The organism is Salinicola lusitanus (assembly GCF_038648475.1).
In the GTDB taxonomy this organism is placed as follows: Bacteria; Pseudomonadota; Gammaproteobacteria; order Pseudomonadales; family Halomonadaceae; genus Salinicola; species Salinicola lusitanus.
Genome location: NZ_CP151919.1, coordinates 468,173 through 481,721, shown reverse-complemented (window position 1 = coordinate 481,721; position 13,549 = coordinate 468,173). Strand labels below are relative to the sequence as shown.

Genomic DNA, 13,549 nt, shown 5'->3' with positions numbered 1-13,549 from the left:
AAGGAGGCAGAATGAAATTAACGACCAGTCTTATGTTTGCGCTTCTGACCGCCGTCACCGTGTCGCCGGCGATGGCAGACGACTACCCCGACCGCCCGATCAAGGTGATCGTGCCTCATGGCGCCGGTGGGTCGACGGATATCACCACCCGACTACTGGTCGAGCCGCTCTCCGAACGGCTCGGGCAAGGTCTCGCAGTCGCCAACGTGACCGGCGGCGGTACGGCGATCGGTGCCCAGGAGGCAGCGCGCAGCCGAGCGGACGGCTATACCCTGCTGTCGACCCACGAGGCGCTGCTGACCTCTTCGGCAATGGGGGTCAATACCATGGGGCCGGACAGCGTCACACCGATCGCGCAGGTTGGCCTGGAACGCCAGATCATCGCCGTGCGCCAGGATAGCCCGATGCAGAACCTTCAGGATTTCTACGCTGCCGCCGCGGCCGGTGGGGTGAAACCCAAGCTCGGGGTCAGTCCCGGCGCTGCCAATCACTTCGCCTTCATGCGAATACTGCAGCCCGTTGCGGACCCCGAGGTCACCTTCGTCCCTACCGGTGGAGGCGGCCCATCCATGAAGGCGCTGCTGTCGGGCACCATCGATGTGGGGACCTTCGTGGTCTCGGAGGCCCGAGACCAGATCGAGGCGGGCAATATTCGTGCCCTCGCTACCTTCGGGCCGCAACGCCACGCTGATCTTCCCGATGTGGAGACGTCGGGCGAACAGGGATACCCGATGGATATCGGTATTCACTATGTCTGGTACGCCCCCAAGGGCACGCCGGCAGACCGGATCGACATCGTCGCCGATGCCATCGAAGCCATCGTCGGGGACGAGCAGTTCCAGCAGCGGATGCTCGATCGTTCCATCGAACCGGATTTCGAGCGTGGTGAGGCGCTGACCCAGGATCTGGACGCGCGGTGGCAGACGATGCAGAGCGTGGCCGAGGAGCTGCGCCCGTGATGGCCTCGCTGTCATGGCAGTGGCGAGTCGAGGCGCTCGCCGCAGTCGCCTTCATGATTCTCGGCGTGGTGGTCTGGCATGCGGGAGACGTCATTCCTCCCTCGTTCATGGATACCGGATTTGGCGCAGGGCTACTGCCGAAATGGCTCGGTGGAGTGCTGATCCTGCTGGCGGCCCTGCTTCTGCTGGAGACGATGACGGCGGGGCGCCGCGCGACCGACCCTCGAACGGCACCACCAGCGGAACCTGACCACGAAGCCTCCCCACGACTGCGGGGCGCTTGGAAGCCTGGCGCACTGCTGCTGCTGCTGGTGCTGATGTTGGTCAACGCCGATTACCAGCTAATACCGTTCTACCTCTCCGTGGCGATTTTCATCTTTGCCGTCATCCTGATGCTCGAAGGGCTTGGCAAGAAGGCGCTCGTCATCGCGTCGAGCGTCGCTTTCGCGACGACGGTGGTGGTCTGGATCGTCTTCTCGCAACTGTTCATGGTGATTATCCAATGACAGCGGAACTGCTTTCGTCCTTCGGTACGATGCTGAGTCCCGGCGTGCTGGCACTGTTGGTACTGGGGACGGTGCTCGGCGTCGTCTTTGGTGCCATACCGGGCCTGAACGGCGGCATGCTGGTGGCGCTGAGCCTGCCACTGACGTTCGGGTGGCATCCGCTGACTGCCATTGCGCTATTGATCGGCCAGTACGTGGGATCGATCGCCGGCGGGCTCATATCGGCGACGCTGCTCAACATTCCCGGCTCCCCATCCAACATGATGACGACGCTCGATGCCATGCCGATGGCTCGTCGCGGGCAGGCGGTCAGGGCGCTACAGCTGGGTATCGTCGCTTCGTTCTTCGGCGGACTGGTCTCGTGGCTGGCCCTGGTGTTTCTATCCCCGCCCCTGGCGACGTTCGCCTTGCGTTTCGGGCCACCCGAGTACTTTGCGCTGGTCCTGTCGGCGATGGCGTTGATCGCCACCCTGAGCGCCGGTTCCCTGACTCGGGGGCTTCTGGCAGGCGCGCTGGGGATGATTGCGGCGTTGCCAGGGCTGGATCAGGTGACGGCCCAGACAAGGCTGACCTTCGGTTTCGGTCAAATGGCAGGAGGTTTCGAACTGCTGGCCGTCTTGATCGGTATTTTTGCCGTGTCTCAACTGATCAGCGATGCGCGCCCTCAGAGAACGGCCGAGATCATCACTCTCGCGAAGGGCTCCAGATCCATTCGGATAAGCGATTTCGTGCGTCAGAAATGGAATCTTTTGCGCTCGTCGCTGATCGGCACCTGGGTCGGCATACTGCCGGGCGTCGGCGGGTCGGTGGGATCCATCATGGCTTACGCCAGCGCTCGTTCGATGTCCAGGACACCCGAACAGTTCGGCAAGGGCAGCGAAGAGGGGGTTCTGGCATCGGAGTCCGCCAATAACGCCACCATCGGTGGCGCCATCATTCCGATGATCACCATGGGCATCCCGGGTTCCATCATCGATGTCATATTGATCGCCGCGCTCACGGTACACGACATCCGTCCGGGACCACTGCTGTTCCAGTCCAACCCCGAAGTCGTTTACGGATTCATGTCGTCGCTGCTGCTGGCGAATATCGTGATGGTGGTATTCATGCTGGTGGCGCTGCGCTGGCTGGCCCGACTGATGACGGTGCCCAAGTCGGTTCTCGTCCCCACCCTCCTGGTGTGCTGCATCCTGGGAACCTACGCCGTGAACAATCGGCTCTTCGATGTCTGGGTCATGCTCGCTTTCGGGCTCGTCGGACTGGCCTTCCGCGGCTTGAAGTTGCCGATCGCCCCCTTCGTGATCGGCTTCATCCTGACGCCGATTGCCGAGGTCAATCTACGCAGCGCGCTCATTGCCAACGAGGGCGACTGGACGATCTTCTTCACCCGGCCCATCGCCGGCGTCTTCATGGTCCTGGCGATACTCTTCTTGCTGGCGCCGTTGGCCGGCTATCTGAGAAAACGCCTGGGGTCACGGTCAGCCGCGCCGACCTGAAACGAACCGGGCCAGTGACTCGATCACTGGCCCGGTTCGTTTCGAGGGAAGCTTTTCGCAACCCGCAATCTCAGGCCATCGTATCGACGATGCCGCCTTCCACTCGCATCGCGGCGCCGGTAGTGGCGCTGGCCTGGGGCGAGGCGAGGTAGACACTGAGATTGGCGACTTCCTCGACTTCGGCCACGCGCTGGATGATCGAGGACGGGCGGTTCTCCTTGACGAAGTTGGCTTCCGCCTCGGCCTCGCTGATGCCCTGCTGGCGGGCGATATCGGCGATCATCTTGCCCACCCCTTCCGATTTGGTCGGCCCCGGTAGCACGGCGTTGACGGTGACCTGGGTGCCGGCGAGCACCTTGGCCAGGCCTCTGGAGATCGACTGCACCGCGCTCTTGGTCATGCCGTAGTGGACCATCTCGGCGGGGATGTTGAGCGCGGATTCGCTGGAGAGGAACTGGATTCGGCCCCAGTCGCGCTCTTTCATTCCCTGGGCGTAGTGACGCGACAGCCGCACCGCGCTCATCACGTTGACGTCGAAGAACTGCTGCCACTCCTCGTCCGGGATCTCGAAGAAATCCTTGGGTCCGAAGATGCCGACGTTGTTGATCAGGATGTCGCAGGCGGGCTTCCGGTCGATGAGTGTGCGGCAACCCTCGGCCGTTCCCAGGTCCGCCGCGACCCCGTCCACGGTTGCGCCCGGGCGCTTGCGCTCGAGCTGGGCGATGGCGTCGTCGACCCGCGCCTGGGTTCGCCCGGTGATGGTGACGGCCGCACCGGCGCCGGCCAGCCCCTCGGCGATGGCCAGCCCGATGCCGGCGGTGGAGCCGGTGACGATGGCGGTCTTGCCTGTCAGATCGATTTTCATCAGGTCTCTCCTTTGTCCTGCGCTGTGGTCTGCGTTTCGCGCGAGTCACGCCGTCTCGAGAGCGAGGGTGATGGCTCCGACGAAAGTCGCGGGGGTACACTTCGAGATCGGGGCATTGGCAGCGAACACAACCCCGTGGGGTCTTTCAGCGTAGGACGCTTTTCGCAATTCGCCGTCCCATTGCTGAAAGCCGCCTGGCTGCCGCCTCCTTATACTCAACTGAAACAACCCTAGGGAAACGCTGAATAGATCGACGAGCAGGATGAAGCGCAAGACGCCCGGAGCGCAGGAGCCGGAGCCTATGGGGTATAGGTGAGGATTTCGAGCACCGCGCAACGCGGCGATTCGCCTGCGCAGGCATTTATGCAGTGCTTCCCCAAACCTCCAGGGAGAGAGACATGGCCGCGAGCCCGACACGTGACGATTTCGACCACTACATGACCCCCAACTATTCGCCGCAGCAGGCGATTCCGGTGCGCGGCGAAGGTAGCCGACTGTGGGATCAGGCGGGCAAGGAGTACATCGATTTCGCCGGCGGTATCGCGGTCAATGCGCTGGGGCATTGCCATCCGGCGCTGGTCGGCGCGCTGACCGAGCAGGCCAACAAGCTGTGGCATCTCTCCAACGTCTACACCAACGAGCCGGCCCTGGCGCTGGCCAGGCAGATGGTCGAGCGGACCTTCGCCGACAAGGCGTACTTCTGCTCTTCCGGCGGTGAGGCCAACGAAGCGGCGTTCAAGCTGGCGCGGCGCTGGGCGTTCGACAACTTCGGCGAGCGCAAGCACAAGATCATCTCGTTCAAGCAGGCATTCCACGGCCGCACGCTGTTCACCGTCAGCGTCGGCGGCCAGCCCAAGTACTCCGAGGGCTTCGGTCCGATCCCGGGGGGCATCGTGCATGCCGAGTTCAACGATCTCGACAGCGTGCGCGCGCTGATCGACGACGATACCTGCGCCATCGTGGTCGAGCCGATCCAGGGCGAGGGCGGCGTGACGCCGGCGACGCCTGAGTTCATGCGCGGTCTGCGCGAGCTCTGCGACCAGCACCAGGCGCTACTGGTCCTCGACGAAGTACAGTCGGGTGTCGGCCGCAGCGGCAAGCTCTACACCTACATGCACTACGGCGTGACGCCGGACATCCTGACCTCGGCCAAGGCGCTGGGCGGCGGTTTCCCGATCGGCGCCATGCTGACCACCGATCGAGTGGCGCCATCGCTGGCTGTGGGCACTCATGGTTCCACCTACGGCGGTAACGCGCTGGCCTGCGCGGTGGGTCTGGCAGCGCTGACCACCATCGATACGCCGGAGGTGCTGGCTGGCGTCGAACGTCGCCATCAGCTCTTCCGCGAGCATCTCGAGGTGATCAATCGCAAGTACGGCGTATTCAAGGAGATCCGCGGCATGGGGCTGCTGATCGGCGCCGAGATGAGCGACGACTTCGAGGGTCGCGCGCGGGACATCCTGCCGCTGGCCATCGAACAGGGGCTGATGGTACTGGTCGCCGGCCCCAACGTGCTGCGCATGGCGCCGTCGCTGGTGATCCCGGAGGCGGATATCCAGGAGGGCATGGCGCGTCTCGAGATCGCCATCGGGCAACTCGTCGAGCCGTCATGATCGACGCCGACGTGGTTTCAGGTGCTATGGAGCAGGCCGCGTCGCGTGGCGTCGGCCACCTGCTGGTGCGTCCGGCCCGGCCGGGCGATCTGGCCGCGATCGAGCGGCTTGCCGGCGGCTCCACCCCCAGGCTGACCAACCTGCCTGCCCATCGCGACCGGCTGGAGGAGCGAATCGCCCGCTCGACCCGCGCACTCTCCCATAACGTCGATTTTCCCGGCGACGAGCTCTACACCTTCGTGCTGGAGGATCGGGATCTGGGCGAGATCGTCGGTACCGCCAGCATTCGGGCCCAGGCGGGAGCGCAGGACGCCTATTACACCTACCGCCAGGAAACCCTGATCCACGCCTCGCAGCAGCTCAACCTGCGCCATGAGGTGCAGACGCTGTCGCTCTCCCACGAGATGTCGGAAGTGTCGCTGCTGTGTGCGCTGTCGCTGGACGCACGTTACCGCGGCACCAGCGCGGCAACCCTGCTGCGACGGGCCCGGCTGATGTTCATCGCCCAGTACCCCGAACGCTTCGCGGAAACCCTGGGCGTCGCCTTTCCGGGCTATCTGGACGAGGAGGGCGGATCGCCGTTCTGGAATAGTGTCGGCCGCCACTTCTTCGAGCAGGGCTACCACGAGATCAACCTGCTGGCGGGGGTGCGCTCCAAGAGCTTCATCGCCGAGGTGATGCCGCAGTTTCCGCTCTACCTGCCGCTGCTGACGCCGCAGGCCCGGGCCGCGATCGGCCGCGAGCACCCGGCCCACGAGCAGGCGTTGCAGGAGATGCTGGCCGAAGGCTTCGTGCGGTCGCGGCATGTCGATATCTTCGACGCCGGGCCGGTGGTCAGGGGAGAGCGCCAGCGACTGCATACGCTGACCCACTGCGGCTGGCACCCGGTACGGATCCGCCCGGCCGCCTCGCTGCCGGATGCGGAGCCGGCGATGGTGGCCAACCAGCAGCTGGCGGACTTCCGCTGCACCGTGGCGCGCTACGCGCTCACCCCGACCGGCCAACTGCTGCTGTCCGAGGAGCAGGCGGCCCTGCTTGGCGTCGAGGAGGGGCGTGCGGTACTGGTCGCGCCGCTGGCGTTACCCGATGTCGAAGACGCGTTGGATGAGGGAGAACTGTAATGCGCCTGCGACCCATTGGGCACCACGACATCGACGAGCTGCAGGCACTGGCCCAGGAGACCGGGGTCGGTTTCACCTCGCTGCCCAACAGCCGCGAATTCCTGGCCGCCAAGATCGCCAACGCGGTGGCGGCTTTCGAGCGCCGTGTCCCCGAGTCGGAGCGGCTCTATTTCTTCGTGCTCGAGGACGAGCAGAACGGCGAGCTGGCCGGATGCTGCGCGATCGAGGCCGAGGTTGGCCGCGAGACACCGTTCTACCACTACCGTGTCGGCAAGCTGGCCCACTCGTCGGTTCAGCTCGACCTGCATCGCACCATCGACACGCTGTTTCTGAGTTCGGATCATACCGGCGACGCCGAGGTGGCCTCGCTGTTCCTGCGCCCGGCCTATCGCCGCGATCGCAACGGCACGCTGCTCTCCAAGGCGCGCTGGCTGTTCATGGCGGAATTCCGCGAATGTTTTCCGGCCAAGGTGCTGGCGGAAATGCGCGGCGTGTTCAGCCCCGACGGCGTCAGCCCGTTCTGGGAGAGCCTCGGCAGCCACTTCTTCCCGATGGAGTTCAAGCAGGCCGACCAGCTCACCGGCCTGGGTCAGAAGAGCTTCATCGGCGAACTGATGCCGAAGTACCCGATCTACACGCCGTTTCTGCCGCAGGCAGCGCGGGAGTGCATCGGCCAGGTCCACGAGCATACCCGCCCCGCGCTGGAGATGCTCAAGAAGGAGGGGCTGCGCTGGGAAGGCTACATCGACATCTTCGACGGCGGCCCCACGGTCGAGGCCTATATCGACGACGTTCGTGCCATTCGTCACTCCTCCTGCGTCACGGTGGAAGTCGGCGGTGACTCTCTCGCCCAGTCCGAACGCCCCGGTTGGCTGGCCGCGACCACCGGCATGAGCGACTTCCGCTGCAGCTGGATCGGGCGCGGACCCAGCGAGGACCGGGTGATCACGCTCACCGCCGCGGAAGCGGAGCGGCTGAGCGTGACCAGTGGCGATGCGCTGCGGGTGCTGGAAACCTGAGCTTCGAGCTTCGAGCTTCGAGCTTCGAGCTTCGAGCTTCGAGCAAGGGACTGCGAACTTTCAGCGGGCTCAATCCTGCATTTCGCGGCTCGCGGCTTACCCATGAATCATCAGGAGCGACATATGCACGCCAAACAACAACTGCTGATCGATGGCCGTTGGGTCGACGGCGCCGCCAGGCGTTTCGACAAGTGCGATCCCGTGTCGGGCGACTTGCTGTGGCAGGCCGCGGCGGCGTCTCCCGAGCAGGTCGATGAAGCGATCGCGGCGGCGCGGCGTGCGTTCCCCGGCTGGGGGCATCGGCCATTCGCCGAACGCCAGGCCATCGTCGAGCGCTTCCGGGACGAGCTGGAGGCCAATCGTGAACCGCTGGCCCGGAGCATCGCCTGCGAGACCGGCAAGCCGATCTGGGAGGCGCGCACCGAAGTGGGCGCAATGATTGGCAAGATCGCGATCTCGCTCACCGCCTACCATGAGCGCACCGGCGAACGCGCTCGCGATGCCAGTGGCACGCGGGCCGTGCTGCGCCATCGCCCTCACGGGGTGCTGGCGGTCTTCGGCCCCTACAACTTTCCGGGCCACCTGCCCAATGGGCATATCGTGCCGGCGTTGCTGGCGGGCAACTGCGTGGTGTTCAAGCCCAGCGAGCAGACGCCGATGACCGCCGACCTGACCCTGCAGTGCTGGGAGCGGGCGGGGCTGCCCCCCGGCGTGATCGATCTGGTCCAGGGGGCGGCGGAAGTCGGACAGGCGCTGGCGGGCAGCGCCGCTATCGACGGCCTGCTGTTCACCGGCAGCGCCAAGGTCGGCGGTCTGCTGCACCGCCAGTTCGGTGGCCAGGTCGGCAAGATCCTGGCCCTGGAGCTGGGCGGCAACAACCCGCTGGTGGTCAAGGACGTGCGCGATCTCGATGCAGCGGTGCTGACCGTCGTGCAGTCGGCATTCCTCTCCGGCGGCCAGCGCTGCACCTGTGCCCGCCGCCTGATCGTACCGGCAGGCGAGGCCGGCGATCGACTGGTCGAAAAGCTGGCAAAAACCATGGCCGAACTGCGTGTGGCGGAACCTTTCAGCGAGCCGGCGCCGTTCTACGCCGGACTGGTCAGCCCCCAGGCCGCGGAGGGGTTGCTCGAAGCGCAGCGTGACCTCGAAGCCCGAGGCGGACGTGTGCTGGTGCGGATGCAGTCGCTGCAGGCGGGGACCAGCCTATTGTCACCGGGCCTGGTGGATGTCACCGGCTGCGACGTGCCCGACGAGGAGCATTTCGGTCCGCTGCTCAAGATCCATCGCTACACGGGCTGGGACGAGGCGATCGAACTGGCCAACGACACCCGCTACGGGCTCTCCGCCGGTCTGATCGGCGGCGATCAGACCGACTGGGATGACTTTCTGCTGCGGATTCGCGCCGGCATCGTCAACTGGAATCGCCAGACCACCGGGGCCTCCAGCGACGCGCCCTTCGGCGGCATCGGCGACAGCGGCAATCATCGTCCCAGCGCCTACTACGCGGCGGATTACTGCGCCTACCCGGTCGCCTCGATGGAAGCGGATACGCTGGTCATGCCCGCAGAGCTGCCGCCCGGGGTCACGCTATGAGCAGCGACGGTGTGAAGGACGACGTGCGCGAGGTCAACTTCGACGGCCTGGTCGGACCGACCCACAACTACGCCGGGCTGGCTCACGGCAACGTGGCCTCGATGCGCCATGGCGGGCTCGCCTCCAGCCCCCGCGAGGCGGCACTGCAGGGGCTGGCCAAGATGAAGTCGCTGATGGATGCCGGCTACGCCCAGGGCGTACTGCCGCCCCAGCAGCGCCCGGATCTGGGCGCGCTGCGCTCGCTCGGCTTTGCCGGCAGCAACGCCGAGGTGCTGGCGCGGGCTGGGCGAGAAGCGCCGCAGATCCTGCGGGCGGTCTGCTCGGCCTCGTCGATGTGGACCGCCAACGCGGCGACGATCACACCAAGTCCCGATGCGCCGGATGGTCGGGTGCACTTCACCCCGGCCAACCTGCAGTCGAGCTTTCATCGCTATCTCGAGCCGGAGACCACGGGCCGCGTGCTGGCCGCCATCTTCCGCGACGAGCGTCATTTCGTGCATCACGCCCAGCTGCCGGCGACGCCCGCCTTCTCCGACGAGGGCGCGGCCAATCACACCCGTTTGTGTGGCGAGTACGGCGAGGCCGGCGTGCATCTGTTCGTCTACGGCCGCCAGGCCTTCGGTGGCGAGCGGGGGCCGCAGCGTTACCCCGCCCGTCAGACTCTCGAGGCGAGCCAGGCGATCGCGCGTCAGCACGGGCTGAGCGATGCCCAGGCGGTCTTCGCCCAGCAGCATCCCGACGCCATCGATGCCGGCGTCTTCCACAACGACGTGATCGCGGTGGGCAACGGGCCGGTGCTGCTCTACCACGAGATGGCGTTTCTCGACGAGGAGAGGACACTGGACGCGCTGCGCGCCAGGATGGCCTCGCCGCTGATCCCGGTGCGGGTACCGAGCGAGGCGATCAGTCTCGAGGATGCGGTCTCGACCTACCTGTTCAACTCGCAGCTACTGTCGAATCCGGATGGCAGCATGACCCTGGTGGTGCCCGGGGAGTGCCAGGAGAACGAGGCGGTGTGGCGCACGATCCAGGATCTGTTGCTGGCGGGCTACAACCCGATCGGCGAGGTCACGGTCAAGGACGTCAAGCAGAGCATGCGCAACGGCGGCGGGCCGGCGTGTCTGCGTCTGCGGGTGGTGCTCTCCGCGGCGGAGCGCCAGGCCCTGAACGGTCGGGTGCTGTTGAACGACGCGCTGTATACGGATCTGGTCGCCTGGGTCGAGCGTCACTATCGCGACAACCTGACCCCGGACGACCTTGCCGACCCCCAGTTGGCCGACGAGACGCTCACCGCACTCGACGAGCTGACCCGGCTGCTGGGTATCGGCAACGTCTATCCGTTTCAACTGGCGACATGAGCCTGCCGCTCAGCCTTGCCCCGCGGCGCCACCGACCATGCCGCTGCGCAGGTCGGCGCCACTCTGGCGGTTTCTGACATGCTGGCTCACCACATCTTCCGGTGAGCCAGCCATCTCCCGGAACATCCCCATGCTGCCCAGCAGGGCGGAAGATTCGTAAGGCACGAATACGCGCTCGCCATCCTTGGCCATGGTCGGCAGCGCCTTGATGTAGCTCTGGCCGAGCAGATAACCCACCACGGTGCGCTTGTTCTCTTCCGTCTCGCCGATGGCATTGAGCACCAGCTTGATCGACTCCTGTTCACCCTGGGCGCGCAGGATGGCGGACTGCTTGTCGCCTTCGGCATTGAGAATCGACGATTCGCGCTGACCCTGGGCCATGGCGATGGCAGCGGATTTCTCGCCCTCGGCTTCGGTCACCGTCGCACGTCGTTTACGCTCGGCGGCCATCTGCAGGCGCATGGCGCTCTCGACCTCCTCCGGCATGGCGATGTCCTGCACCTCGACGCGAGAGATCTTGACGCCCCATTTCGAGGCCGGCTCCTCCATGGCGGACTGAATGGCGTTGTTGACCTCGGCGCGGGATTCGAACAGCTTGTCGAGCTCCATCTTGCCCACCACCGAACGCAGCGTGGTCTTGGCCAGCACCTCGACGGCCTGACTCATGTTGGCGACTTCATAGACCGCTCGCTTGGGGTCGATGATCTGGTAGTAGAGCGCACCGTTGATGGTGACCGTCACGTTGTCGGTGGTCACCACCGGCTGGCCCGGGAAGTCCATCACCGTCTCGCGGCGGTCGATGCGGATCTCGTCGGTGGCGATGGGGTAGTACTCTTCGCCCTGCTTGCGGTAGCGGATCATGCTGATGGCGCGGGGCTGTTCGATGAACGGGATGATGATGTTGATCCCGCTCTCGAGCAGTCGGTTGAAGGAGCCCAGTCGCTCCACCACCATCACCTCCGACTGGCGAACGATCACCAGTCCCTTGACGATGAGCAGCACGCCGATGGCGACGATGATCAGACTGATGATCAGGCCCGGGCTGGCGAGAAGATCCATGAGCGTTACTCCGTAGGACGCTTCAGCGTGACGATGGCTTCGGTGCCGTCGAAACGCTGAAAGATGACCGGGCTGCCGAGCGGCAGTTCGGTGGTGTCGGTATCGGCGACTCTCAATCGATAGAAGTCGCCATTGATCTTGAGGCCGGTCGCGCCGTCGAAATCGCGCTTGAGGGTGCGGTACTCGTTGCCCTTCTCGACGCCGGTGCCGGTGGTGCCGTAGTCGACGCCCGGCGGCGAGAACCTCGGCCGGATCACCTTGACGACCAGCGGCAGCAGCACGCCGGCCGCAAACCCCAACCCGAGCAGCTGCCAGGTCATCGAGGCACCCAGCCAGGCCAGCAGTGCCGCGGTGGCGGCAGCGATCGCCAGCGCCAGCAGCACCAGGGCACCGGAGGCCAGCTCCGCCAACCCCAGCAGCAGGGCGACGGCCAGCCAGACATAAGCCACGTTCCAATCCATATCGGTTCCCGACGCGCGGTGATGGAAGAGAGGAGGTTGCGATAGGCGATCGAAGCCCGATGGGCTGGTTCCCGTCACCGATCGCGGCAGAACGATCCCGAAGTCTGCCCGCATTCGACCGGCCAGCGTATCAGAGATTGCCGACAAGGGCGGTGAGCGTTTGCCGACAGCCTGTCCATCCGGGGAGGTCAGTCGTCTCCCAGCTTGACCATTCTGGGCCGGCCGATCAGTACGCCGGCGACGCTCTGGCCGGCGAGCAGCACGATCAGGAAGATCAACGACAGCTGCCAGTCGCCGCTCAGGCCGTGCAGGGCGCCGAACAGCAGAGGGCCGCTGGCTCCCATCAGGTAGCCGATGCTCTGGGACATTCCCGAGAGCATCGCGGCATGCTGGGGTTGGCGCGTGCGCAGCACGATCATGGTCAGCGCGAAGGCGAAACAGCCGCCCTGGCCGGCGCCCAGCAGTACCGCCCACAGTAGTGGCGAGGCCGCCGGTGCCAGCAGCAGGCCGAACAGCGCCAACGCCACCAGCGAACAGAGCCCGAGCACCAGCAGGCTGTGATGGGTCAGCCGCGAGGCCAGGCGGGCGACGATGTAGCTGCCCGGAATGCTGGTGAGGTTGATCAGCGACAGCATGATCCCGGCGGTCGCCTCGGGGACGCCGGCCTGGATCGCCACCGCCGGCACCCAGGTCTGCAGCGTATAGAAGCTCAGTGACTGGGCGCCCATGAACAGGGTCAGGGTCCACGCCACCGGACTGCGGAACAGACGCGACATTGGCGGCCGACGGGCGGCGGCCGGTGGCTCGGGCCCCAGCGAGAGTGCCATGCGCCACCACACGATGGCGGATCCGATCCCGAAGGCGGCCCACAGCCAGATCGGGGTGGACCAGCTTCCCGAAGCGTTCATCAGCGGAATGGCGCTACCGGCGCTGATCGTGGCGCCAACGCCCATCATCACCGTGTAGAGACCCATGGTACGGCCCAGGCGATCACCGCGATCGCGCTTGACCAGGCTCGGCATGAACACATTGCCGAAGGCGATACCCATCCCCGCGCACAGCGTGCCGAGCAGCATGACCGTCAGGCTCTCGACGCCGCGCATCACGCCGCCGAGAGCGATCAGCGTGATCGCGCAGGCGATGGCGCGATCGAGCCCGACACGGTCGGCGAACCCCGGCGCCAGCGGCGACAGCAGGCCGAAGCAGAGAATCATTCCGGTGGTGAACAGGCTCGCCGTGCCGGCACCGATGGCCAGTGTCCCCATGATCGGTTCGAGCACCGGCCCGATCACCACGATCGGCGCGCGCAAGTTGATCGCCGCCAGGCCGAAGGCCACGAGCCATAGCCAGGCGGGGAGCGATCGAGCAGCAGGGGGAACGGGTCGGGACACGGTTGACGGCCTTCGCTAAATGGGGCGGCATCTTAGCATTTTCCTGCCAAGGGGCGGACCCGACCTTGCGCGAAGCGCCCGGCACAGGCGGCCCGCGGAGATGGCCGA

At 65.7% G+C, this 13,549-nt stretch carries 12 protein-coding genes; 8 read left to right on the top strand and 4 right to left on the bottom strand.

The window, feature by feature from the left end:
* The first annotated feature begins 11 nt into the window (after positions 1-11).
* From AAGT95_RS02135 to AAGT95_RS02125, 3 genes are read left to right on the top strand one after another with little or no spacing between them, the layout of a single operon-like run.
* A complete protein-coding gene (locus AAGT95_RS02135; RefSeq protein WP_342595369.1) occupies positions 12-959 on the top strand; it encodes a tripartite tricarboxylate transporter substrate binding protein in 948 nt (315 codons plus the stop codon).
* Positions 959-1,465, top strand: a complete 507-nt coding sequence (locus AAGT95_RS02130; RefSeq protein WP_110597986.1) for a tripartite tricarboxylate transporter TctB family protein — start codon at positions 959-961, stop codon at positions 1,463-1,465. Before AAGT95_RS02135 ends, AAGT95_RS02130 begins: the two co-directional genes overlap by 1 nt.
* On the top strand, positions 1,462-2,961 hold the full coding sequence (locus AAGT95_RS02125; protein WP_342595368.1) for a tripartite tricarboxylate transporter permease: 1,500 nt from the start codon (positions 1,462-1,464) through the stop codon (positions 2,959-2,961). Before AAGT95_RS02130 ends, AAGT95_RS02125 begins: the two co-directional genes overlap by 4 nt.
* 70 nt (positions 2,962-3,031) lie before the next feature.
* Here AAGT95_RS02125 and AAGT95_RS02120 read toward each other — a convergent pair whose 3' ends face one another.
* Positions 3,032-3,826 carry an SDR family NAD(P)-dependent oxidoreductase gene (locus AAGT95_RS02120; RefSeq protein ID WP_342595367.1) on the bottom strand — a complete coding sequence of 265 codons (795 nt, stop codon included), beginning with the start codon at positions 3,824-3,826 and terminating at the stop codon, positions 3,032-3,034.
* Between the two features lie 398 nt (positions 3,827-4,224).
* On the opposite strand from AAGT95_RS02120, the gene AAGT95_RS02115 reads away from it, so the two are divergent.
* The 5 genes from AAGT95_RS02115 to astB all read left to right on the top strand — a co-directional run bounded on the left by AAGT95_RS02115 (position 4,225) and on the right by astB (position 10,530).
* On the top strand, positions 4,225-5,439 hold the full coding sequence (locus tag AAGT95_RS02115) for an aspartate aminotransferase family protein (protein WP_110597983.1): 1,215 nt from the start codon (positions 4,225-4,227) through the stop codon (positions 5,437-5,439).
* A 26-nt stretch (positions 5,440-5,465) separates the two neighbouring features.
* Complete coding sequence (locus AAGT95_RS02110; RefSeq protein WP_110598191.1) at positions 5,466-6,560, top strand: arginine N-succinyltransferase; 1,095 nt, start codon at positions 5,466-5,468, stop codon at positions 6,558-6,560.
* Entirely contained in the window at positions 6,560-7,579 is a 1,020-nt protein-coding gene (gene astA, locus AAGT95_RS02105) for an arginine N-succinyltransferase (protein WP_342595366.1), read from the top strand. The genes AAGT95_RS02110 and astA overlap by 1 nt, the downstream gene beginning before the upstream one ends.
* A gap of 123 nt (positions 7,580-7,702) precedes the next feature.
* Complete coding sequence (gene astD / locus AAGT95_RS02100) at positions 7,703-9,172, top strand: succinylglutamate-semialdehyde dehydrogenase (RefSeq protein WP_342595365.1); 1,470 nt, start codon at positions 7,703-7,705, stop codon at positions 9,170-9,172.
* Positions 9,169-10,530, top strand: a complete 1,362-nt coding sequence (gene astB / locus AAGT95_RS02095; protein ID WP_342595364.1) for an N-succinylarginine dihydrolase — start codon at positions 9,169-9,171, stop codon at positions 10,528-10,530. The genes astD and astB overlap by 4 nt, the downstream gene beginning before the upstream one ends.
* A 9-nt stretch (positions 10,531-10,539) precedes the next feature.
* On the opposite strand, the gene AAGT95_RS02090 is transcribed toward astB, so the two are convergent.
* The 3 genes from AAGT95_RS02090 to AAGT95_RS02080 form a co-directional block, all read right to left on the bottom strand.
* Positions 10,540-11,589 (bottom strand): SPFH domain-containing protein, encoded by a 1,050-nt coding sequence (locus AAGT95_RS02090; RefSeq protein WP_110597979.1) that lies wholly within the window; start codon positions 11,587-11,589, stop codon positions 10,540-10,542.
* Positions 11,590-11,594: 5 nt separating this feature from the next.
* Positions 11,595-12,050, bottom strand: a complete 456-nt coding sequence (locus AAGT95_RS02085) for a nodulation efficiency, NfeD-like protein (RefSeq protein WP_110597978.1) — start codon at positions 12,048-12,050, stop codon at positions 11,595-11,597.
* 188 nt (positions 12,051-12,238) lie between these two features.
* Positions 12,239-13,441, bottom strand: a complete 1,203-nt coding sequence (locus AAGT95_RS02080) for a CynX/NimT family MFS transporter (protein WP_110597977.1) — start codon at positions 13,439-13,441, stop codon at positions 12,239-12,241.
* Positions 13,442-13,549: the final 108 nt, after the last annotated feature.